The organism is Myroides sp. LJL119 (assembly GCF_054871605.1).
The window spans coordinates 129,733-152,216 of sequence record NZ_JBTXLO010000002.1 but is presented as its reverse complement, the minus strand read 5'-3'; the positions used below and the strand labels follow the sequence as shown (position 1 = coordinate 152,216).

Annotated in this window: 24 protein-coding genes; 7 read left to right on the top strand and 17 right to left on the bottom strand. The window is 34.5% G+C overall.

Going from position 1 to position 22,484, the window contains the following annotated elements:
* Nucleotides 1-178 precede the first annotated feature (178 nt).
* The 5 genes from ACYSNV_RS03680 to ACYSNV_RS03660 all read left to right on the top strand — a co-directional run bounded on the left by ACYSNV_RS03680 (nucleotide 179) and on the right by ACYSNV_RS03660 (nucleotide 6,571).
* Nucleotides 179-1,930, top strand: a complete 1,752-nt coding sequence (locus tag ACYSNV_RS03680) for an ABC transporter ATP-binding protein (RefSeq protein ID WP_461761211.1) — start codon at nucleotides 179-181, stop codon at nucleotides 1,928-1,930.
* Between the two features lie 76 nt (nucleotides 1,931-2,006).
* Entirely contained in the window at nucleotides 2,007-2,363 is a 357-nt protein-coding gene (locus ACYSNV_RS03675; protein ID WP_461761210.1) for a PUR family DNA/RNA-binding protein, read from the top strand.
* Between the two features lie 110 nt (nucleotides 2,364-2,473).
* On the top strand, nucleotides 2,474-3,721 hold the full coding sequence (locus ACYSNV_RS03670; protein WP_461761209.1) for a chloride channel protein: 1,248 nt from the start codon (nucleotides 2,474-2,476) through the stop codon (nucleotides 3,719-3,721).
* Between the two features lie 299 nt (nucleotides 3,722-4,020).
* Nucleotides 4,021-5,571 (top strand): FMN-binding glutamate synthase family protein, encoded by a 1,551-nt coding sequence (locus ACYSNV_RS03665; RefSeq protein WP_461761208.1) that lies wholly within the window; start codon nucleotides 4,021-4,023, stop codon nucleotides 5,569-5,571.
* A 91-nt stretch (nucleotides 5,572-5,662) separates the two neighbouring features.
* Nucleotides 5,663-6,571, top strand: coding sequence for a DMT family transporter (locus ACYSNV_RS03660; RefSeq protein WP_461761207.1), 909 nt, complete (start codon nucleotides 5,663-5,665; stop codon nucleotides 6,569-6,571).
* Nucleotides 6,572-6,680: 109 nt separating this feature from the next.
* On the opposite strand, the gene ACYSNV_RS03655 is transcribed toward ACYSNV_RS03660, so the two are convergent.
* From ACYSNV_RS03655 to ACYSNV_RS03645, 3 genes are all read right to left on the bottom strand, one after another.
* The gene (locus ACYSNV_RS03655) at nucleotides 6,681-7,625 is read right to left on the bottom strand and encodes a threonine ammonia-lyase (RefSeq protein WP_461761206.1); all 945 of its coding nucleotides are present in this window, start codon (nucleotides 7,623-7,625) and stop codon (nucleotides 6,681-6,683) included.
* Between the two features lie 61 nt (nucleotides 7,626-7,686).
* Nucleotides 7,687-8,619 (bottom strand): peptidylprolyl isomerase, encoded by a 933-nt coding sequence (locus ACYSNV_RS03650; RefSeq protein ID WP_461761205.1) that lies wholly within the window; start codon nucleotides 8,617-8,619, stop codon nucleotides 7,687-7,689.
* 43 nt (nucleotides 8,620-8,662) lie between these two features.
* Nucleotides 8,663-9,820, bottom strand: a complete 1,158-nt coding sequence (locus ACYSNV_RS03645; protein WP_461761204.1) for an MFS transporter — start codon at nucleotides 9,818-9,820, stop codon at nucleotides 8,663-8,665.
* Between the two features lie 155 nt (nucleotides 9,821-9,975).
* Between ACYSNV_RS03645 and trmD the strand changes: the two genes are divergently transcribed.
* A complete protein-coding gene (gene trmD / locus ACYSNV_RS03640) occupies nucleotides 9,976-10,659 on the top strand; it encodes a tRNA (guanosine(37)-N1)-methyltransferase TrmD (RefSeq protein ID WP_461761203.1) in 684 nt (227 codons plus the stop codon).
* 107 nt (nucleotides 10,660-10,766) lie between these two features.
* Entirely contained in the window at nucleotides 10,767-11,390 is a 624-nt protein-coding gene (locus ACYSNV_RS03635) for a CatA-like O-acetyltransferase (protein ID WP_461761202.1), read from the top strand.
* Nucleotides 11,391-11,472: 82 nt separating this feature from the next.
* On the opposite strand, the gene ACYSNV_RS03630 is transcribed toward ACYSNV_RS03635, so the two are convergent.
* From ACYSNV_RS03630 to ACYSNV_RS03565, 14 genes are all read right to left on the bottom strand, one after another.
* Nucleotides 11,473-12,360, bottom strand: a complete 888-nt coding sequence (locus ACYSNV_RS03630; RefSeq protein WP_461761201.1) for a helix-turn-helix domain-containing protein — start codon at nucleotides 12,358-12,360, stop codon at nucleotides 11,473-11,475.
* A gap of 100 nt (nucleotides 12,361-12,460) precedes the next feature.
* Complete coding sequence (locus tag ACYSNV_RS03625) at nucleotides 12,461-13,342, bottom strand: urea transporter (protein WP_461761200.1); 882 nt, start codon at nucleotides 13,340-13,342, stop codon at nucleotides 12,461-12,463.
* 43 nt (nucleotides 13,343-13,385) lie between these two features.
* On the bottom strand, nucleotides 13,386-14,180 hold the full coding sequence (locus ACYSNV_RS03620; protein ID WP_461761199.1) for an urease accessory protein UreD: 795 nt from the start codon (nucleotides 14,178-14,180) through the stop codon (nucleotides 13,386-13,388).
* A gap of 1 nt (nucleotide 14,181) precedes the next feature.
* Entirely contained in the window at nucleotides 14,182-14,820 is a 639-nt protein-coding gene (gene ureG / locus ACYSNV_RS03615) for an urease accessory protein UreG (protein WP_461761198.1), read from the bottom strand.
* Nucleotides 14,821-14,832: 12 nt separating this feature from the next.
* Nucleotides 14,833-15,522, bottom strand: a complete 690-nt coding sequence (locus ACYSNV_RS03610; RefSeq protein WP_461761197.1) for an urease accessory protein UreF — start codon at nucleotides 15,520-15,522, stop codon at nucleotides 14,833-14,835.
* A gap of 7 nt (nucleotides 15,523-15,529) precedes the next feature.
* On the bottom strand, nucleotides 15,530-16,024 hold the full coding sequence (locus tag ACYSNV_RS03605; RefSeq protein ID WP_461761196.1) for an urease accessory protein UreE: 495 nt from the start codon (nucleotides 16,022-16,024) through the stop codon (nucleotides 15,530-15,532).
* A gap of 72 nt (nucleotides 16,025-16,096) precedes the next feature.
* Nucleotides 16,097-17,818 carry an urease subunit alpha gene (ureC, locus tag ACYSNV_RS03600; RefSeq protein WP_461761195.1) on the bottom strand — a complete coding sequence of 574 codons (1,722 nt, stop codon included), beginning with the start codon at nucleotides 17,816-17,818 and terminating at the stop codon, nucleotides 16,097-16,099.
* The gene (locus ACYSNV_RS03595; protein ID WP_461761194.1) at nucleotides 17,815-18,189 is read right to left on the bottom strand and encodes an urease subunit beta; all 375 of its coding nucleotides are present in this window, start codon (nucleotides 18,187-18,189) and stop codon (nucleotides 17,815-17,817) included. The genes ureC and ACYSNV_RS03595 overlap by 4 nt, the downstream gene beginning before the upstream one ends.
* 18 nt (nucleotides 18,190-18,207) lie before the next feature.
* Nucleotides 18,208-18,510, bottom strand: coding sequence for an urease subunit gamma (gene ureA / locus ACYSNV_RS03590; protein WP_461761193.1), 303 nt, complete (start codon nucleotides 18,508-18,510; stop codon nucleotides 18,208-18,210).
* A 238-nt stretch (nucleotides 18,511-18,748) separates the two neighbouring features.
* The gene (locus ACYSNV_RS03585) at nucleotides 18,749-19,021 is read right to left on the bottom strand and encodes a hypothetical protein (protein WP_461761192.1); all 273 of its coding nucleotides are present in this window, start codon (nucleotides 19,019-19,021) and stop codon (nucleotides 18,749-18,751) included.
* 181 nt (nucleotides 19,022-19,202) lie between these two features.
* Nucleotides 19,203-19,700 carry a GNAT family N-acetyltransferase gene (locus ACYSNV_RS03580; protein ID WP_461761191.1) on the bottom strand — a complete coding sequence of 166 codons (498 nt, stop codon included), beginning with the start codon at nucleotides 19,698-19,700 and terminating at the stop codon, nucleotides 19,203-19,205.
* The gene (locus ACYSNV_RS03575) at nucleotides 19,693-20,478 is read right to left on the bottom strand and encodes an ABC transporter ATP-binding protein (RefSeq protein WP_461761190.1); all 786 of its coding nucleotides are present in this window, start codon (nucleotides 20,476-20,478) and stop codon (nucleotides 19,693-19,695) included. The genes ACYSNV_RS03580 and ACYSNV_RS03575 overlap by 8 nt, the downstream gene beginning before the upstream one ends.
* Nucleotides 20,475-21,476 (bottom strand): FecCD family ABC transporter permease, encoded by a 1,002-nt coding sequence (locus ACYSNV_RS03570; protein WP_461761189.1) that lies wholly within the window; start codon nucleotides 21,474-21,476, stop codon nucleotides 20,475-20,477. Before ACYSNV_RS03570 ends, ACYSNV_RS03575 begins: the two co-directional genes overlap by 4 nt.
* Before the next feature lie 2 nt (nucleotides 21,477-21,478).
* Nucleotides 21,479-22,480, bottom strand: coding sequence for an ABC transporter substrate-binding protein (locus tag ACYSNV_RS03565; protein ID WP_461761188.1), 1,002 nt, complete (start codon nucleotides 22,478-22,480; stop codon nucleotides 21,479-21,481).
* Between the last annotated feature and the right edge of the window lie 4 nt (nucleotides 22,481-22,484).

Below are 22,484 nucleotides of genomic sequence, written 5' to 3'. Positions count from 1 at the left end.
GTAAGAAAATATAATTTTAATCAAACCAAAAAGATGCAATGAATTTATATTTAACGATATTTTTAGTAAATAATTAATCTATAACAAATTCCGCTTTGCTTATAATACAGTATCTTTGCTTTTAGCAAGAGCCTTATAACGAGTCTCGTTTTAATACCCTATTGTCTATATATTATCTATGAATGCACTTAGTCATTTAAATAAATATTTTTTAAAATATAAAACCCGCTTTATAATAGGTATAATTATAACTATTGTAGCCCAAATTTTCACCCTATATACTCCAAAATTAGTAGGAGATTCAATTCGTACCTTAGAACAGTTAACCCCAGAGGATAAAACCCAGGTGGTGACAACCCTAACACAAAATATCTTTTTGATATTAGTGACAACACTTATTGCTGGATTTCTTACTTTTTTAATGCGCCAAACCTTAATTGTAATGTCTAGACACATTGAGTTTGATCTAAAAAACGAAATCTATAGCCATTACCAACGTTTGTCGCAAAGTTTCTTTAAAACACATCGTACGGGTGATTTAATGAACCGAATCAGTGAGGATGTGGGCAAAGTAAGACAATACGCCGGTCCGGCGGTGATGTATTCCATTAATACCATTATTCGCTTCGCTGTTGTACTTACCCAAATGTATATTATCTCTGCCGAACTAACATTTTACTCACTTATACCTGTTCCTTTTTTAGGATATTTTATATATAAATTAAGTAAACAAGTGAACTTGCGCAGTAAAGCTTTTCAAGAAAACTTATCCCATTTATCTTCCTTTAGCCAAGAAATGTTCTCGGGAATACGCGTGGTTAAAGCCTACTCTTTAGAAAAGGAGAAAGAACATGATTTTAGTGAACTTGCCAAAGATAGTAAAACTAAAAATTTAAGATTAGCAAAAACTAGCGCCCTAATCGGACCGCTTTTAATATTTTTAATAGGAATAAGTAATTTAGTAGTAATTCTTGTAGGATCGTTATTATATTTCAACGGAACGATACCCGATATTGGAATTATAGCCCAATTTATCCTATATATCAATATGTTAACTTGGCCCATAGCATCCCTAGGATGGGTTACGATGATGATACAAGAGGCCGAGGCATCACAAAAAAGAATCAACGAATTTTTACAAACCAAACCTATTATTTACAATACGGTTGATCATCCTACCCCAATACAAGGTTCAATTGAATTTCAAAATGTCAGCTTTACATATCCCGATACCGGTATAAAAGCCTTAGACCAGATTAGTTTCAAACTTCAACAAGGACAAACCTTAGCTATACTGGGAAAAACTGGGTCTGGAAAAACAACTATCTTATCGTTAATTGCCAGATTATATGACCCTACTCAAGGTGAGATATTAATTGATGATAAACCAATTAAATCCTTTAATTTAAATGATCTAAGACAGGCAATTGCTTTTGTTCCACAAGATGCTTTTCTTTTTAGTGACACAATAGCCAATAATATACGCTTTGGTAACAATAAGGCTACTTTAGATCAAATAAAACAGGTTGCAAAAAAAGCTGCAGTACACCACAATATTGAACAATTCGACAAAGGGTATAATACCATCTTAGGAGAACGAGGTTTAACCCTTTCCGGAGGTCAAAAGCAGCGTGTATCCATTGCAAGAGCTTTGATAAAACAAGCACCTATCTTAATACTTGATGACTCCTTATCGGCTGTAGATACCCAAACCGAAGAGGCTATTTTAAACTCTTTGGAAACACATAGTAAGAATATAACTACCCTTGTGGTCACCCACCGAGTTTCATCTGCTAAAAATGCAGATTATATTATTGTACTTGATAATGGTAAAATTATACAAAGCGGAACCCATAATCAACTACTAGATAAACCGGGCTATTACAATGAGTTATATCAAAAACAACTCTCGGAAAAAGAATTATTATAAAAAGTTGGTTTATTAAGTTTTTTTTTAGAATTTTGAGTCCTATATGAACGAATCAATTAATTGATAAGAAGGAATTATGAGAGATAACGAAATGTTAGAAAAAGAGGAGATTTTCTCAAAAGTACTGAGAGCTGGAAGAAGAACTTATTTCTTTGATGTTAGAGCAACAAAAGCAGATGACTATTACATTACCATTACAGAGAGTAAAAAATTCACAGAAGAAGACGGGTCATTTCATTTCAAAAAACATAAAATCTACCTTTATAAAGAAGATTTTACTGCCTTTAGAGAGATTCTAGACGAAATGACAGATTTTGTAGTAGCTAATAAAGGAGAAGAGGTTATCTCAGAAAGACATCAAAAAGATTTTAAAAAGGAATATCCAAAAGACGAATTAAATTCATTTACAGATATTAGTTTTGACGATATTTAATCAAATTATAAAAAAAGTCTACTTATTTTAAGTAGACTTTTTTTGATTAAGACTACTTTTTAAAACAAACCATAAAACTTTAAAGCAACCTATTAATATAAGGGAAATCGATGCTTGAGAAACTTCCGAATCAATCTTATTATCAAGGTATAAAAAAATATACCCTAAATTTAGCAAAATGGATGCTAATATGCTTTTTAATAGCTGTACCCATAGGATTGGTTTGTGCATTTTTCTTATATAGCCTAGAGTTTGTAACCCAATTAAGACAACAAAACCCCTGGCTTTTATACCTACTTCCTTTAGCCGGTCTTGTTGTAGGATTATTGTATTATTACAAAGGAGGAGTTGCCAATAAAGGAAACAATCTTTTAATCCAAGACTATCATAACGCACAAAATACTGTCCCAATAAAAATGGGTATTTTTGTTTTATTTGGTACATTAGTTACCCACTTGTTTGGAGGTTCAGCAGGTAGAGAAGGTACGGCTTTACAAATAGGAGCAAGTATCTCGGAACAATTCTCAAAGATTTTTTCTTTGACCCCGGAGCAAAAAAAACTTCTTGTACTCTTGGGAATAAGCGGTGGTTTTTCAGCAGTCTTTGGAACACCACTAGCTGGAGGTTTATTTGCCATGGAAATTATGATTGTGGGTAAATTGCAATACAAAAAAGCTATACCTATTTTCTTTACTGGTTTTCTAGCCAATTATGTATGTCATTTAACACAAGTCAAACACAGTGCGTATCAAGTTACCCACTTTTTAGATTACAACCTAAGTAACACCCTTTGGGTTGGCTTAGCAGGTGTTTGTTTTGGTTTAACAGGTATTGTGTTTATTTTAACCACCGATTTTGTATCGAATTCCTTAAATAAGTATCTCAAAAAAAAATATATGCATCCTTTTTTAGGAGCTATTGTCTTTATAATTCTTGTCTTGTTTTTAAAGACTGATATTTACCTGGGGCTAGGAATACCAACTATTCAAGAATCCTTTTATGTAGGTAGCTCCCCAGATGTTTTTATAACCAAGCTTGTACTAACAGCCATTATACTTGGCTCGGGTTTTAAAGGAGGAGAAGTAACACCTTTATTTTTCATAGGTGCTACCCTGGGAAGCGCCCTGGCCCTACTTTTTGACCTACCTATAGATGTGCTTGCTAGTATAGGATTTGTAGGGGTATTTTGCGCCTGTACAAAAACCCCATTAGCCTGCATTGCTATGGCTGCAGAACTCTTTGGAACAAGCAATAGTATCTACACCGCCCTGGCCTGTGTGATTGCTTATTTAGTCTCTAGCCAGCATACCATCTATAAATCACAAAAATTTAACCTTGAAAATTCAACAATTAAGTAAGAATAAAATTTAAAAAAAATCAGTGTTACAGCATTAAAAACTCATATTTAAAAATAAATAACCAGTATTTTAACAATATGCTATTTTACAGGACAATATGCACCAAAATATTAATTGCAAAAACTGGGTAAATTCAAAATCTTTACTACCTTTGCTGCTGATTTTACGCCAATAAAACACAGTCTAATTTAGCTATAGGAAAAAGACTTTTTGTATGCATTGGAGATTTAATCAAATTGAATAAAAGTTTTAAAAGTTTTACACACAAAACAACAAAAGATTACATTAAATTTTATTTTATGTTTCACAAAAAATTTCTTAATCGATTTACATTTGGTCAAGTAACCGTATTTCTAGCAGTTCTATACTTGGTTTACTCCCTTACTTGCATTGTTCTTTATCAATCTGTAGCTAGCATAGTCAATGTAGTAATCTCCGGGTTTATCATGCTTTTAGTACTACAGGATTTAAGCCAGACAAAACATACAATTCGTAAAAACTACCCATTATTTGCTCGCTTTAGATATATGTTCGAGTCAATTCGACCTGAAATGAGACAATATTTCTGGGAAGGTGAATTAGATGGAAAACCTTTCAATAGACGTGAGCGTTCTATTGTATACCAAAGAGCTAAGAACGAGAAACAAACTGTTTCTTTTGGTATGCAAGACGATGCTAATCGTATTGGTTATGAGTGGGCTTCTCACTCGGTTTACCCAAAAAACGTAAAAGACACTAACTTTAGAACTACAATCGGAAGTGATTTATGTTCACAACCATATAGCGCGAGTATTTATAATATTAGTGCTATGAGTTATGGAGCTTTAAGTAAAAAAGCTATTACAGCTTTAAACGAAGGAGCTAAAATAGGTGGATTTGCCCATAACACAGGAGAAGGTGGAATTAGTAGTTACCACCGTTCGGGAGGAGATTTAATCTGGCAAATAGGTACTGGGTACTTTGGTTGTCGTAATGAGAAAGGCTTCTTTGATGCTGATCTATTTAAAGAAAGAGCCAACTATCCAGAGGTAAAAATGATTGAGTTAAAACTTTCTCAAGGAGCCAAACCTGGACATGGAGGATTATTACCTGCTGAAAAAAACACAGAAGAAATTGCTAAAATCAGAAGTATTGTACCTCATACAACAGTACACTCACCATCTGGTCACTCGGCTTTCTCAAGTCCAACTGAATTAATACATTTTATAGATAAATTACGTAAATTATCTAACGGTAAGCCTGTAGGTTTTAAAATATGTATTGGTAGAAAAGATGAGTTTATGAACATTGTAAAAGCAATGGTTGAAACTGGAATCTACCCTGACTTTATTACCGTTGATGGTGCAGAAGGAGGAACTGGAGCAGCTCCTTTAGAGTTTATCGACTACATGGGAATGGCTTTAAATGATGCGCTAGTTTTTGTAAACAAAGCATTAATTGAAAACGGTCTTAGAGATAAAGTAAAACTTATTGCCTCGGGAAGAATCATCTCTGCCTTTGATATTGCTAAAACATTATCATTAGGAGCTGATGCTTGTTATAGTGCACGTGGTATGATGTTTGCTTTAGGTTGTATCCAAGCCTTACAATGTGATAGTGGACACTGTCCTGTTGGTATTGCAACGCAAGATGAATCTTTATATAAAGCTATCAACGTTACAGATAAAAGAAAACGTGTTGCTAATTTCCATGCCAATACAATGAAAGCATTAGGTGAATTCATTAGTGCGTGTGGATATGAGAAACCTTCTGAAATTGATCCGAAAACTTTCCATAAACGAGTTGATCACGGAGTGAACAAAAGTTTCCAAGAAATGTATTTTGGTGACTTAGATACAAGAAAAAGATAAGCTAAATATAATCTAGCTATTTATAAAAAGACCGTATTTTTACGGTCTTTTATTGTTTATAACCTTTTGTAAAACCTAACACTATTATCTTTTGAAAATAAAACCTAAGCATTGGATAACCCTTATCTTTTTATCGCTAATTTGGGGCTCGTCTTTTATACTAATTAAAAAAGGTTTGGAGCATTTCTCCCCACTACAAGTAGGGGCGTTACGAATTTGTTTGGCAGGTGTTTTCCTATTACCCATTTCTTTAAAAAACATCAAAAAATTACCTAAACGAAACTTTCCTTGGCTTTTTTTAACGGCCATCACTGGAAGCTTTATCCCTATGTTTTTGTTTCCAATTGCAGAGACCCATCTACATAGTTCTATTGCAGGTATATTAAATGCTTTAATGAGTATATTTGTAATTGTATTGGGGGCTATTTTTTTTAAATACAAAACCCATACAGGTCAGTTTCTAGGAGTTGTACTCTCTTTTATAGGGGTCATTTTGCTTTTACAAACCTCCCAAGGTTCTAGTCAAGATTTTGGTTCGAATTGGATCTACTACCTCCTACTTATTCTTGCTACTTTAATGTATGCCTATAGTGGGTTACTTACTCAAAAATACATGGGCGACATACCTGCTATAATTTGGACTGCCTTTATTGAATTAATTTTACTAATCCCAGGATTAATAGTATTAATATCAACAGGTTTTTTTCAAATCATATGGGAGCACCCTAGCGCTTTACAAGGTATAGGTTACATTGTTTTACTTGCCTTTTTTGGAAGTGCTTTAGCCAATATATACTACTATAAACTCATACAACAAACCAATGCAACCTTTGCATCCTCGGTTTCTTTATTAATGCCATTAGTGGCATATATATGGGGAATTTTACATGGAGAGACCTTGAGTGACATACAAATAATTGGTGCCGCATTAATAATTGCTGGATTGTATTTTGGTGAAAAGAAAATTTCTTTTAGTAAAATAAAACAAAATTACTTTTAGTATAATAAAACAAAATTACTTTTAGTATAAAGTACTAATAAAAAAGCTTGTAAAACTTGGTTCTGTTTTTAACTAACCTAGTAATACAAGCTTTATTTTAAAGAATCTTTTATTGATTTTCAAAGGGAAGATTGTCTAAGTCAACGTTTCCTCCAGTTAAAATTATTCCTACTTTTTTATCCTTAAAAAAAGATTTCTCTTTAATAAGTACCGATAAAGCAATCGCACTACTTGGTTCTACCACTATTTTCATGCGTTCCCAAATTAATCGCATCGCGCTAATTATTTCATTTTCTCGAACACGAATTATTTGCTCTACTCCTTTTTGAATAATAGGAAAGGTAAGATCTCCTAAGGTTGTACAAAGTCCATCGGCCATGGTATCGGTGGTAAGGTTTCCTTGAATACTACCCATTTGTAACGAACGATAAGCATCATCGGCCTCTAGGGGTTCTCCACCGTAAATCTTCACTTTTTCCTTGCCTAGATAATCTCTAGTTAAAATACTACTGGCAAGTAGCCCTCCACCTCCTACTGGTACAATAATAGCATCTAAATCAGGCTGTGACTCCAAAAGCTCCATGGTTACACTTGCCTGACCGATTATAACATCCATTTGATTGGATGCATGAATAAAAACAGCACCGGTTTGCTCTATAACTTGGTTGCATATTCTTTCCCTAGATTCTATACTTGCCACACATTGACGAATTTCCCCACCATAACGCAACACAGCGTTACGCTTAACAACTGGCGCATTATCAGGCATAACAATGTAACATTTAACACCCAGGGTTCTTGCTGCCAAAGCAAGAGCTTGAGCAAAGTTACCAGATGAATGGGTAATGACTCCCTTTTGTCTTTGCTCAGGAGTTAACTTTAATATAGCATTAAAAGCTCCCCTGATTTTAAAAGAACCTGCTTTTTGGAAATTCTCACATTTAAAATATAAATCGTTTCCTAAGAAATTTTCAATATGTCTACTCTCCATAATAGGAGTATTATGAACATAGGGAGATATTAGCTTATAACTATCTATTAATAATTGCTTCATAAACAACCATATTAAGAAAAAAACTCTCAACAGTATTGTTGAGAGTTTTACTAAGTTTTTATTATTTTACATCCATTAGCTCTACATCGAAAACTAATGTTGCATTTGGAGGTATAACTCCACCTGCTCCATTTTCTCCGTATCCTAAATAAGAAGGTATAACAAATCTAGCTTTATCTCCAACGTTTAATAAAGCAATTCCTTCATCCCATCCTTCAATAACATAACCTTGTCCTAAAGGAAATTCGATCGGCTTTTTACGAGAATAAGAATTATCAAACTCTGTTCCGTCTGCTAAAGCACCTTTATAGTGAACTGAAACAGTCTTTCCTTTCTCTGCTGGCTTTCCGTCTCCTTTAACAATCATTTGGTAACGTAAACCACTTGGTGTCTTTTCAAAACCTTGCGCGTATTTCTCCACCTCTTGATCAGCCTGTGCTCTTGCACCAGCTAGACGCTTAGCTCTATCTCCTTCAAAAGTTCTAAATGCCTCCACAGCATTCCAGTTCTTTGCTTGCTCACCTTCACGGATAATCTCAATAGATTCAATCTGATCTCCTTGTGCAATTGCATCAACGATATCTTGACCTTTAACTACCTTACCAAAAACAGTATGTTTACCATCTAACCATGGAGTAGCCACGTGAGTGATGAAAAATTGTGAACCATTAGTTCCAGGTCCTGCATTTGCCATAGATAACACCCCAGGTCCATCATGGGTTAACTCTGGATGAAACTCATCATCAAACTTGTATCCAGGTCCACCTGAACCAAGTCCTTGAGGGCAACCTCCTTGTATCATAAAATCAGGAATAACACGGTGGAATTTTAATCCATCATAATATGGTTGACCTTGAGGCTTAGCCGTGTTTTCTAATTGTCCTTCTGCTAAGGCAACAAAGTTACCAACAGTACCAGGAGTTTTATCTTCTGTTAGTTTTACAATAATTTCTCCTTTTGAAGTATTAAATTTTGCGTAAATACCGTTTTCCATTACTATCTGTTTTTTAATATTTTTAAATATTGTTTGTTTAAATTTAACTATTCTTTTTCGAAAAAAGAAAGATTCCATAGGAAATTATAGCTAAAACCATACATCCTATGCAAACTCCCTGCCAAGAAAAAAACTTCCACAAATATAAACCAAAAGCCGAGCCAAAGGCAGTTCCTAAGAAACTAAATGACATATAGACAGTATTTATTCGGTTTCGTGCCATGGGGTTTAATGCATATATTCTAGTTTGATTAGATACATGTATGGTCTGTAATCCCAAGTCAATCAAAACAATCCCAACAATAATTCCAAATAAAGAACTACTGGAAAAAGCAAAAACCACAAAACTCAAAAAAGTTAGAATTATGCCATATTGAATAAGCTTCCTAGCACCTCCACTGGAGCCAAATTTACCAACCAGTGGTGCGGCAAATGCGCCAACAGCTCCTATAATACCAAAAGAACCGATTAAAGCCGTATCATAATAAAAAGGAGCACCATTTAAAAGCAATACCATCGTAGTCCAAAAAGCTCCAAACTGAGCAAAAGCCAAACTCGAGGTTAAGGTTGCCTCTCGTAAAACAGGCTCTTGTTTTATTAAAGTAAAAAGAGAGGTATATAAATTTTTTATTTTACCAGTAAACTCAGGTTTATCCCAGGGCAATAAAAAATAAATCATAATGCAAATAAAAAAACCAATTACAGTGGCAATACCAAACATGCCTTTGTATCCTATCCACTGACCTATAAAACCACTAATGGTACGTGAGAATAATATTCCAATTAATAAACCACTAACCACCGTTCCGATTGTTTTACCACGGTCCTCGACACTGGATAAACTAGCAGCCATGGGCAAGAGTAATTGAGGGACAACAGAGAACATACCCAGGGCAAAACTAACAACTTGCATCCAAAAAAAATTGTTGATAATTGCTGTTAACCCTAAACAAATACTAGCCAAAAAAGTAGTTATTAAGATTTGTGTCTTGCGTTCGAATTTATCTCCTAAAGGGATCATTAAAAAAATTCCAAATGCGTACCCACCTTGAGTCAAGTAGGTTAAAGAACCTGCTTTATCTACCGAGATTCCGAACTGTTTTGCTATCAAGGGAATTAAAGGTTGACAATAATATAGATTTGCTACTATAACCCCGGTTACCGCGGCCATAAATATAACGTTTGATTTACTTAAACTCATAGCGCAAACCTACGGCATCTGATTTAGAGCACCAAAATAATAATCCAAAAAAAAATCTAAATTTATCTGCTAAATCATTCTGTTTATATTCGATGGTTAATAGATTTTGCGCATTACAAAATAGCATTGTACATTTGCATAAATTTACATAGATTATGCGTATAGATATCATTTCGGTAGTACCTGAATTAATTAAAAGCCCTTTTGAAGCATCCATTTTAAAAAGAGCTATTGCAAAGGGATTGGTAGAGGTTCATTTTCACAATCTACGTGATTATAGCACAAACAAACACAAAAATGTAGATGACTATCAATTTGGGGGAGGTGCCGGAATGGTAATGAGTATTGAACCTATTGATCGTTGTATTTCCGCTTTAAAACAACAACGAGAATATGACCAGGTAATTTATATGAGCCCCGATGGGCAAACTTTAAACCAACAAATGGCCAACAAAATGTCTCTTTTAAAGAACATTATTATTTTATGTGGCCATTACAAAGGAGTTGATCAAAGGGTAAGAGATCATTTTATAACCCATGAAATTTCAGTTGGTGACTATGTGTTATCAGGTGGTGAATTAGGTGCCGCGATTCTATGTGATGCTATTATACGTTTAATTCCTGGAGTTTTAAGTAATGAAACCTCAGCCCTGACCGATAGCTTCCAAGATGACTTATTAGCACCACCAATCTACACCCGACCAGCTTCTTACAAAGGTTGGGATGTGCCAGAGGTTTTATTAAGTGGTAATTTTGCGCAAATTGATAAATGGCGAGAAGATAAAGCCTATGAACATACCAAAAACAGAAGGCCTGATTTATTGGATAAAAACAAATAACATTTTTAATACGAAAAGCTAAATAGTATTTCTGGATTTAATTTCTTGAAATTTTATTTAGCTTTTTTTTTACAAGCTATTATAGAATTAGAAATTCCCTTATATGCATGAAAAAACTAATCGATATACAAAACTGGGATAGAGAACAGCACTACTTATTTTTCAAAGAATTTGACGAGCCTTTCTTTGGGATAACTGCCAAGATAGATTGTACTATTGCCTATGAAAGAGCTAAAGAAAAAGGAGTTTCATTTTTTCTGTACTATCTATACAAAGCGCTACAGGTTGCCAATAACATAGAGAATTTCCGTTATAGAATACTAGATAATAAAGTCTATTTATTTGATCAAATTCATGCTTCACCAACAATTTTAAGACCCAATAAAACCTTTGGATTTGCCTATATGAATTATACCAATTCGAGCCAAGAGTTTTATATTGCTGCAAGAAAAGAGATTCAAAGGGTAGAACAATCCAAGGATTTACTACCCCATACCCATAGTGATGCTATTATACATTTCTCTAGTATACCTTGGATTAACTTTAGTAGTATCTCTCATGCTAGAAATTTTGATAAAACAGATAGTTCACCAAAAATATCTTTTGGTAAGATGATACAAATCCAACAAACCAAACAAATCAGTGTGTCTTTACATTTACATCATGCCCTAGGGGATGGCTACCATGCAGGGTTATTTTTTGAAGAGTTTCAAAAGGCGATGGATAACTAAGAATATTAAAAAACTGCCTAAATTAAAAATCTAGGCAGTTTTAAAAAACACAAGTAACTTCACCATTTATGGCGATTTTTTTTTATATAGTAAGTTTATTTTTTCGATAATCACTTGGTGAATATCCAGTTACTTTTTTAAATAATCTTGTGAAATAAGAAGCAGAATTATAATTAAGCTCAAAGGCAATTCCAGCTATGTCCCTACTTTTATCCTGTAGTAGGATTTGTGAATGCAGAATACTAATTTCATTAATCCACTGTTTTGGAGGTTTGTTTGTAGCCTCCTTCACACATTTATTTAAGTAATTTTCAGATATATGAAGCAGATTTGCGTAAAATAAAACATTTTTATGTTCTATGTGAAATTGTTGTACAAACTCTCTAAAGCGAAACGCAATATCTAACTGCCGAGTCATAGGAGTTTTAAGTTCTATATCAACACGAATAATTTTCAGTAAAATAGTATGCATTAAAGAAATACAAACCTCTTTATCGCTATTGGCCAAAAAAAGCTCTTGTTCAAATAATACTAAAAGTTTCTTTACCCATTTTGCATTATGTTTGTTTAAACAAATATAAGGGTTCATCATAAAGAACTTCATATCATTACTTGTTAAAGCAATATCGGTAATCACTTCATTTTCGTAAGCTATAAAAAACCCTTCAATGTCATCTGAAATAGATAAAGTAGCGGTTATATTACCACTTCTAACATTTAAAACATCCCCTTTTCCCACGGTATAAGCTCCATTATCAAGATATTGGGTCATACTGCCTTTGGTAAGGAAAAGCATAAAATTAAACGTAGTACGATAGGGAACAACAGGCATTAAAATACCTCGTAAGTAATTCTCTAAACGATAAATCTGTATAATACTTTTATTGTCTAAGTCCTTGGTTGCTACATCACTTAAGAACAATTTCTTATACTGATAATTATTCAATATTTGAATAGATCTTTTTGGCATTTTTCAAAAGAATTAATCCCTATTTAACTAAAAGAAAATCTTTGACTAAGATACTTAATTCTTAGAAGATAATAAAACTATTCCCTTTGGGAATAAAATACTAGGAAAACAGTCCAATAGTCCTGACAATCCAGTTATCCAAACGTTTAATAGGAAACATAAACCACATGGCCAAAACAAATGGGAACGTTAAGGTAGTTACCCCCCAATCTATTAAATAAATATCCACCACCGTGGCAAGAAAAATAGAAATCAAAACATAGATTCCATCTCGTATATTGTTACCTCCCATAGCTATGGCACACAACACGGCATTAAAACTAAATACACCTTGTTGAATTAAATGCTCTGGGGCTCCTAAACTATGACAAATATAAATGCTTATAGCAACACCCACAAAAGCGTACAGAGCCTTTATCGGACTACTAATAAAAACACCTATAAAAAATATCAGACCAGCAATAGCACTTCCATTAAAAACAACTTGACCAAAGGCATGGCCTTGAATTAAAATATCGTCTATCTCTTTAACCGGTTCAAAGTGTGTAGGTACAGGGGTGAATCCAAAGCCAGGAATGCTTAAAAAAAAGATGATTCCCCAAGATATTAAAACAAAGGGAGTTGTATAGGCTGGAAGCTCCCTTTCTAATGCATAGCGCATTAATAAAACCGATAACACCGAGCCTATTATAACGGCCAACCAAACCATTGGACTGGGTTCGTAATAAAACATGGTGGAAATACCAATTAAACTGGCATTAAATCCATAGAGTCCTTGCTCTATGTTATGCTTGTGATAACCTAATATCCAAGCTGTTGCAATTGCAACTAAATTCGCAACGACCCCTGCTAAGGCCATCAGGGCTGAATCGTATAAAATCGCTGCGAAAAACAATAGTCCAGTAAAGACATTTGCTTGTAACATAATTTGTCCAAACCCTTTGAACAAAGCTTTAAATACATGATTGAAAGCGTCTTTCATAAGTATTGTTTTTTGTAAAAAACAAAAGAGAATTTCTTGGCCTTTAGTCAACAAATAACTCTTCCCATAATTTTTGTTGTACTTCCTTGAAAATTGTAAAGATTTGTTCGGCTCCTTGTCCTAGTACACGAATCATAAACCCATCACCTTGTAGGGAAGAAATTCCAAATTCGATTTGACTAAGATCACCATAACGATTATAAAACTGCTCTTGTAATTGATCAACTGGGATCCCGGCTGTATTATAATAAATAAAAGTCCCTTGATGGGTATATCCCTCTAAAAGTCCAATATCTTGAATTGGCATTTCTTTGGGTTTTAATAACACATTATCTTTAACTACTAACTTGTTGTTATGATAAATTTCTGTTAGGTTTTGAAAATGGTTATATTCAAATTCTTCTCCAGAGCCTTTACGTCCACAAGTAATTATATCACTAAAAGCTAAATGTGCATCATCTTGCATGTAAAACATGTTCTTACTTATAAAAAAGGAAGAGTTTTGCGGTACAATCGGATGCGGAACATAACTAAACTTACTGCCTTTTTGCATATAAACCTTTGTGGTTTGCATGCTTTTATCTTGCATGTGATATAGTCTTTGATAAGACTGGGTCTGTAACTGCAAAATACAATCCGGTTCTAAAGTAACACTGATTTGGTGATCATCCCCATCTAATAATCCAGGTGAGGTACTCATGATCATCAAATAAGCAGCTTTATCCTTTTTGTATTGGCCCACTGGTACAATTCGAAAAGGTGGAGTTACATATGCATCCTTTAAAAAGGAATATCCATCTTTTCGAAGTTGTATTAATACATCTAATGAACATACCATATTAACGAACTAAATTTGGTTCTTCAATATCTTCTAATAGTGCATATTTTTTTATCCAACCTACAATTTGCTCTAAGCCTTCACCTGTTTTTAGGTTAGAGAAAATAAACGGAGCGCCTTTTCTCATTAAACGAGCATCGTGCTCCATAACCTCTAAAGAAGCTCCCACGTATGGTGCTAGGTCAATTTTATTGATAAGCAATAAATCGGATCTAGTAATAGCAGGTCCCCCTTTTCTAGGAATCTTCTCTCCCTCGGCCACATCAATAACAAAAATAGTAACATCGGCTAAATCAGGACTATATGTAGATGATAAATTATCTCCTCCACTTTCAATTAAAATTAATTCTAAATCCGGAAAACGTCTTGCTAATTCATCCACTGCCTCTAGGTTCATACTTGCATCCTCACGAATAGCTGTATGGGGGCATCCTCCTGTTTCTACTCCAATGATACGCTCTTCTGGAAGAAGAGAGTTTTTGGCCATAAATTTAGCGTCCTCTTTGGTATAAATATCATTGGTAATTACCGCTAAATCATACTCATTCATTAAACGACGGCTTAATGCCTCTAGTAAAGCAGTTTTTCCTGAACCTACAGGACCACCTACTCCGATTTTTACATATTTTCTTTGTTCCATGTTTTTAAAAATTTAAGATAAATATAGTCTTGAATATAAATGCTCGTGTTGCATACAACGAATATCAAAACCAATATTACACATCCCTATTAAACTAGGGTCTAAGTTTAAAGACTCTTGCGATAAAGTCCATATCTCTTGATGCAAATCATATAAGATATCCTGCCCGTCTAATTGCCCTAAGGGTACTAATTTAACAGCATTGGTTACCATGGAAATAGTAGCGTTATAATAATAAGCATGCATAGCCTCAACAATGGGTAATTCCATTAAATAAGCAAACACACCATAAACAATACAATAGTGACCATAAATATCTTTTTGATCTAAAGCCTTTTGTAATTGCTCCACTAAAGGTAGATCATAATAACGACTAAAGATTTTAAATAATCTCAGTCCCAATTTTTGACTCCCTACACGAACCTCCATGGGTGCTTTTAAAGCGTTACACTCCAAATCTAAATCAATGATTCTTTGAAAGTCCCCAATTTTAGCAGCATCAAAGGCAAGTTTCATTAACGCAGCATCGTTATATTTTATATTATACCACAAATTATGTTTAACATAACTCTTAGCTGATTGTTTATCACAAACTATCCCTTTTTGAACATAAGTCTCTAGTCCATTTGAGTGGGTGTACCCTCCAATGGGTAAAGTCGGATCGGATAAATGTAATAATTTTCCTAAAAATTGATTTTTCATCTTTGAATTACTTTAGTTTCAATAGTGGCTTTTTTAATTGAAGCCCTAAAGGTTTATTATGGGTTGGATCAACATTAGCATTGAGTTTGTCTACTAAAACCCGCTGTTGTAATTCGGGATCAAAACCCTTTTCTAATAACCACTTATAAATTGGTCTTTCAAAGGGAATCAATAAATAATTTTTTTCAACAAACAAGGCGATATGTTTATTTCCCACCTGATAGGCAACATAGCTCATATCCAATTCATTGTCAAAGCGCACTACAATACTTTGAGTAGGCTCCACTTGAATCACAATCATAGACTGCTGATCTTCCCATAGAACATCCCCGTGTTTTAATTCCTGATTCTTTCCAAAAAAACGAATAGCTACCTCTTGGCCCCCACAAGTAGTCAAACGCTGGATGCGCTTATTGGCCTGGAACCATTCTATGGATAGAATATCGGCCTTAGGGTCTGTTAATTTACTGGGATCGTTATATAAAGCGTTTGTTACAAGCATAAAAACAAAGTCTAATAAACTATGGAGCAAAAAAAGTTCTTGACTCCATAGTCTAATTTCAACATAGTTATATTAAAACAAAAAGTATCGCTGTCCTAAAGAAACCTCATCAATTGGTTTACATGTAATATGTTCACCATCTACACTTACTTGGTAGTTCTCTGGGTTTACGATAATCTCTGGTGTGGCATTGTTGTGAACCATATCTTTTTTAGAAATATTACGACAGTTCTCCACTGGTAATAATTCTCTTTCGATTTGGTAATCTTTTTGGATTCCTTTCTCTAAAGAAGCTTTAGATACAAAAGTAAAGCATGTTTTTGTAACTGCTTTTCCTAAAGACCCATACATGCTTCTTAAAATAATAGGCTGTGGAGTAGGAATTGATCCGTTAGCATCTCCCATTTTAGAGGCTGCAATCATACCTCCTTTTAAGATCATCTCTGGTTTTACACCAAATAAAGCAGGCTTCCAAATTACTAAATCCGCAATTTTACCTGGCTCTATCGAACCAATATATTTTGAAACTCCGTGAGCTATAGCAGGATTAATTGTATATTTTGCAACGTAGCGTTTAGCTCTAAAGTTATCATTTTGATTTTCTTTATCCTCTGGTAAAAATCCAGTTTGCTTTTTCATTTTATCAGCCGTTTGCCAAGTACGTGCAATTACCTCACCTACTCTACCCATTGCTTGGGAATCCGAACTCATAATACTAAAAACTCCTCTGTCTTGCAAAATATCCTCAGCAGCAATAGTCTCTGGTCTAATACGAGAATCCGCAAAAGCCACATCTTCTGGAATATCTTTACTTAAGTGGTGACAAACCATTAACATATCTAAGTGTTCGTCAATTGTATTTTTAGTAAATGGTCTTGTTGGGTTTGTCGAGGCTGGAAGAACATTTGGATACATAGCAGATTTAATAATATCTGGCGCGTGTCCTCCACCTGCACCCTCGGTATGGAAAGTGTGAATTACACGTCCATTGATTGCCTGCATGGTATCTTCTAAGAATCCTGCTTCGTTTAACGTATCGGAGTGAATTGCTACTTGTACATCGTATTTATCGGCTACAGATAAAGCTCTGTCAATAGTTGCTGGAGTTGCACCCCAATCTTCGTGAATTTTCACACCTAAAGCACCAGCTTCGATAGATTCAATAATTGGTCCTTCTGTTGCAATGTTACCTTTTCCAAAAAATCCAAAGTTCATTGGAAGATCATCCGTTGCTTGGAACATACGTTTTAAATTCCACTTTCCAGCAGTAACTGTAGTGGCTAATGTTCCGTCTGCTGGTCCACTACCCCCTCCAATCATGGTGGTTAATCCACTATAAAGAGCTGTTTCGATTTGTGTTGGACTAATGTAGTGAATGTGGGTATCAATTCCACCAGCTGTAACAATCATACCATTTGCACCATGTACCTCGGTAGCTGCCCCAATGATCATGTTTTTATCCACGCCATCCATTGTATCTGGATTACCTGCACGACCTATACCTACAATTTTTCCACCTTTAATTCCGATATCAGCTTTAACGATTCCCCAGTGGTCTAAAACAATAGCCCCTGTGATAACCATATCTAAAACTTGTCCATCATCCAAAGCGGTAGAAGACTGTAACATTCCATCACGAATTGTTTTACCACCACCAAACTTACACTCATCACCGTAGCTTAAGAAATCTTTTTCTACCTCGATTATTACATCTGTGTCAGCTAAACGCAATTTATCTCCAACTGTTGGACCAAATATAGCGCTATAATTGTCTCTACTAACTTTTAAACTCATACGTTTGTATTTTTAAAGAAGTTTTTTTCTGCTTTTTTCAATGCCTTCTCTTTGGCTTGTTCACTGGTTGTTTCTCCGTTAACCAAATCGTTGTGACCGTAAATTTTACGAGCCCCAGCAAAAGGTACTAAATTCACCACCATTGGCTCTCCTGGTTCAAATCGAACAGCAGTACTTGCTATAATGTTCAATCGTTTACCAAATGCTTTAGCGCGATCAAACTCCATTTGTTTATTCACTTCGAAAAAATGATAATGAGACCCCACTTGAATTGGTCTATCTCCTTTGTTTACTACTGTTATAGTAGTAACTTCTCTGTCTTTATTGCAAATAATGTCCTCTTGCTTTAAAAAGTATTCTCCTGGTACCATATCTATAACTATTATAGGTTATCTAATTGGATTGTGTACTGTAACTAACTTGGTTCCATCTGGAAAAGTAGCCTCTACTTGAATATCGTGAATCATTTCAGGCACCCCGGCCATTACATCTTCACGTGTTAGAATTGTTGCACCATATTGCATCAATTCTGCAACACTCTTTCCATCTCTAGCTCCTTCTAATAGCTCACTACTAATTAAGGCAATGGATTCTGGATAATTTAACTTTAGTCCTCTAGCTCTACGCTTTTTAGCCAGTTCACCCGCTAGGTGAAGCATAAGCTTCTCTGTTTCTCTTGGTAATAAATGCATACCGAAATAATTTAAAATTATTGAACAATTACGAATTTTTCTCCAGGTTTTTCCCCTGGTGATGAAGTGTGTTAAGCTTTAAAATTTTTTGTTTTTAAAGAGCCTTTTTTTAAAAAGAGCTTTGTCTAATTTACGAACTTTAACACTTAATTCCTAGGTAGTTACAATGATTTTTTAAAAAATCATTTTTTTTCTATCTAGTTTATTAAGTTATACTACAGCTCAATTAAAAGCGCTTTTAGACTAGGCTTGAGAGTACTTTATAATACAAAAGTCCTTTGTTATAAAGTAGACGGTCAGTTACACAACCTACACTTTGAATATACTCTTGAAGATTAGTATATCTAGATTTAAAGATAGATAAAAAAAACATGTACAAAACCTGCCTTTGCTTTTGAAATTTATTCTCCAAAAACAACAATGCACCAACAGTCCTTCCCCATACAAAACTAGTGATATCTAGCTTTTCGATACTACGAAAATTGGTATGTGATATATTATTAGAACGCATTATAAGTTTGAATTATTTTTATCTTTTTGTTTACATTACAAAGATACCACCAAAAACATAGTGCTTTATAGCACAAATCTTGACTACTCTGTAACATATCCAATTATGTTTGGATTGTTGGCTTTAAACAACTCTAAATAAATAGCATTTGACCATCTAGAGTTGTATTTGGCTACTGCTTTTATAAAAATAGTTGCATATGTATGGTTGTAAAGTCACCATCCTTAGTAGTTTTAAAGTGATTAAACCCTTGAGCAGCCCAAAATTCTTGTGCCCCAGTTAAAAAAGGATGCGTATGTAAATACAACACCTCGATGTGTTGTTCTTTGGCATAAGAAAAAACTTGCTTGACTAATTCTCTGGCAATTCCCTGGCGTCTATAGGCAGGTTCTACAAAAAGTCTAGCAACTTCGAAGGCATTTTTTCCATTGTAATTTAAATATTCAAAACGATCTTTAAATGGCATTAATCCTACAACCCCTAGTAAATTCCCCTGATGATCTTTAGCCTGAAAGAAAACTCCTTGATCAATATAATAATGGGCAAAATCCATTAAATCAAAAGCCCTTTTTTGTGGATCTAACATCGGGAAAAGACCTCTTCTAAAGTCTTCAACATATTTTAAAATGACTTGATAGTCCTGGATTGTTACTTTTTCAATGAAAATACTTTCATTCATAAAACCTTGTTTTTTTAGTTGGAAAAAATAAAGCCTGACCTTGATTATCCATATAATCTAGAGCTATTTTATAGGTTTTCTCTAATTCTTGATGAACCACAGAAATATCTTTAGTGGATAAGTCTACTAATTTACCTTTGCGCATTACAAACAAATCATCTCCGTAGCTAAGAGCCAAATTAGGGTCATGCATCACACAAATAACCGTTGTACCTTGCAAGGCCAAATCCTCTAAGGTTTGTAATACTCTTATTTGATAATGTAAGTCTAGGTGATTGGTAGGCTCGTCCAATAGTAAAATATCGGGTGATTGTACAAGTACTCTGCAAAGCAAAATTAATTGTCGTTGGCCTCCTGATAATCCAGTATAGGGTTTGTCTTTTAAATGATATAAATCAAATTTTTTCAAAACTTGCTCCACTGCCAAATAGTCTTGTTTTGTGGGACGAAACCCAAAAAAGGAACTACGTCCAGTTAAAACAACATCGTAAACCCGAAAAGGGAAAGTAGTTTGATGAAACTGATTTAAGAAACCGATTCGAAGACCTGTTTTAGCTCCTATTCGAAGATTTTTTCTTTCTAAATCCCCAATTAAAACACTTCCCGAATAGTTGGTTTGCATTCCTGTTAGAATTTGAAACAAAGTAGACTTTCCCGAACCGTTCCTACCTAAAATAATAGAAAATTTTCCTTGCTCAAAACTAGCCTCTACCCCTTGTAAGATAGACTCCTTACCATAGGAGAACCATAAATCTGAAATTTGTATAATTTTATTCATGCGTTCCAATTCATTAAACTGCGTTTCATAAGGTAAATAAATATAGGAGCACCAATTAACATGGTAAACACCCCAACGGGAATCTCAAACGGCATTACGGCTCTAGAGAACAAATCGATAAGTAAAAGAAAAACTCCCCCTATACTAATATTTGCCCAAACCGTAATTTGATTATTAGGTCCATATATCATACGCGATATATGGGGCACTATTAGACCAAAAAGACTAATCACTCCAACAGCTGCCACCGCACTGGCAGTAATTAAAGTAGATGCACAGACCAAAATAATTTTCCATTTCTTGGGATTAATACCAACAGCTAAAGCTTCATTATCTCCTAGGGAAAGTAAATTTAAACGATGAGATAAACTAACAATTATTAAAAGCCCGACACAAATAGGAAAAAAAGCACTCTGTACTTTACTCCAAGAGGCGGTATGTAAATTACCCATTGTCCATTGTACAATTGCCTGTAATTTATAAGGATCACTCAAATATTGTAATAAAGTAAGTAAGGCGGTAAACACGCCTGAGATTATAATACCAGATAAAACCACAGCAACCACAGAAGTATTTTGCTTTGAATAAGATACCAAATAGGTAAGTATCACAGCCAGAACACCAAAGATAAAAGCAGATAAATTTAAACTCAAAACAGGCACTAACATTGCCAGGGCAGCTCCAAAGGCAGCTCCTGATGAAATTCCTAATGTAAATGGGTCTACCAAAGGATTCCTAAAAATACCTTGCAATACACCACCAGCGGAAGATAAAGCAGCACCAACTAAGAAAGTTAAAACCACTCTTGGGAGTCTAACATTCCATAGAATTGTTTCACTTGGCGTTCTTAAAGAAGGATCCATCTGCTCTAGGACATTACCCAGGTAAATAAAAAAATCCTTTAAGGGAGTAACACCTGTGGAACCAACTAATATGGATAAAAAAATCATTCCCAAAGGCACGATCCACAAGGCGTGTAGACTAAGTTTTTTTATCATTATTACTGCTTATTATTTTTATATAAAAATTCTATATCCGCTGCGATTTGCTCTTGTAAGACATCTGATGGTGAATCAAAATAACACCAATGATTTAGTTGTCTGGCAAACAATAAAAACTTTACGGTATGTGGATCATAATAAAATGCTGGACTTAATTGATAAACTTGTTTATTTTTTACTGCAGGTAAACTCTGTAATTCCGCTAAACCATAGACTTCATTTAAAGAACTATCCCATAAGACAATTAAATCCGGGTTCCATTGATAAAGTAATTCAGCACCAATATTGGGAGATTCCATCTCTAAGGTACAAGCATTTGTAGCCCCGGCAAGATCCATGACCATATCCACCAAAGTTCCCTTACCTGATGTGGATAAAATACGTCCTTTGCTCCAAGCGTAATATACCTTTTTCTTATCTAAGACCTGTTTTTGTTTTAATGTATCTAACTGACCTTCAATATATTTTACAATTTCACTGGCCCGGTCTTGTTTCCCAAGTAATATCCCTAAATCCATGACTTGTTTAAACATATCTTTTTGATTGCTAGTCTGTACACTATATACCGTTAGGCCCAAGGCGCGTAATTGCTCGATACTTTGATAATCCCCAATATAACTAATCACCAAATCAGGCCTTAAAGCAACTATTTGCTCGGCATTGCTACTTCTACCATTAAAAGTAACGGCAGTAATACTTTTATTTGCTAATCTCGAATCTAACTTACCAAGGAAATCCATTTTATCTTCTTGCATATAAGTTACCTGGGGAATACCTACTAACTTATCTTGAGCCCCTAACATATAAATATGATCTAAGGAAGAGTCAAACAAAACAACCACTTTACTTGCAACCGAATCTAAGGTAATTCTGGTATTACTAGCATCTACAACACTTATTTTTGAGGATTGTAGACTATGGTCCTTAGAAGCTTTATTGTTGCAGCTCTGAAGAATAAATACACATAGAATAAAACGTAAATAAAATATAAACTTGGCCATAGAT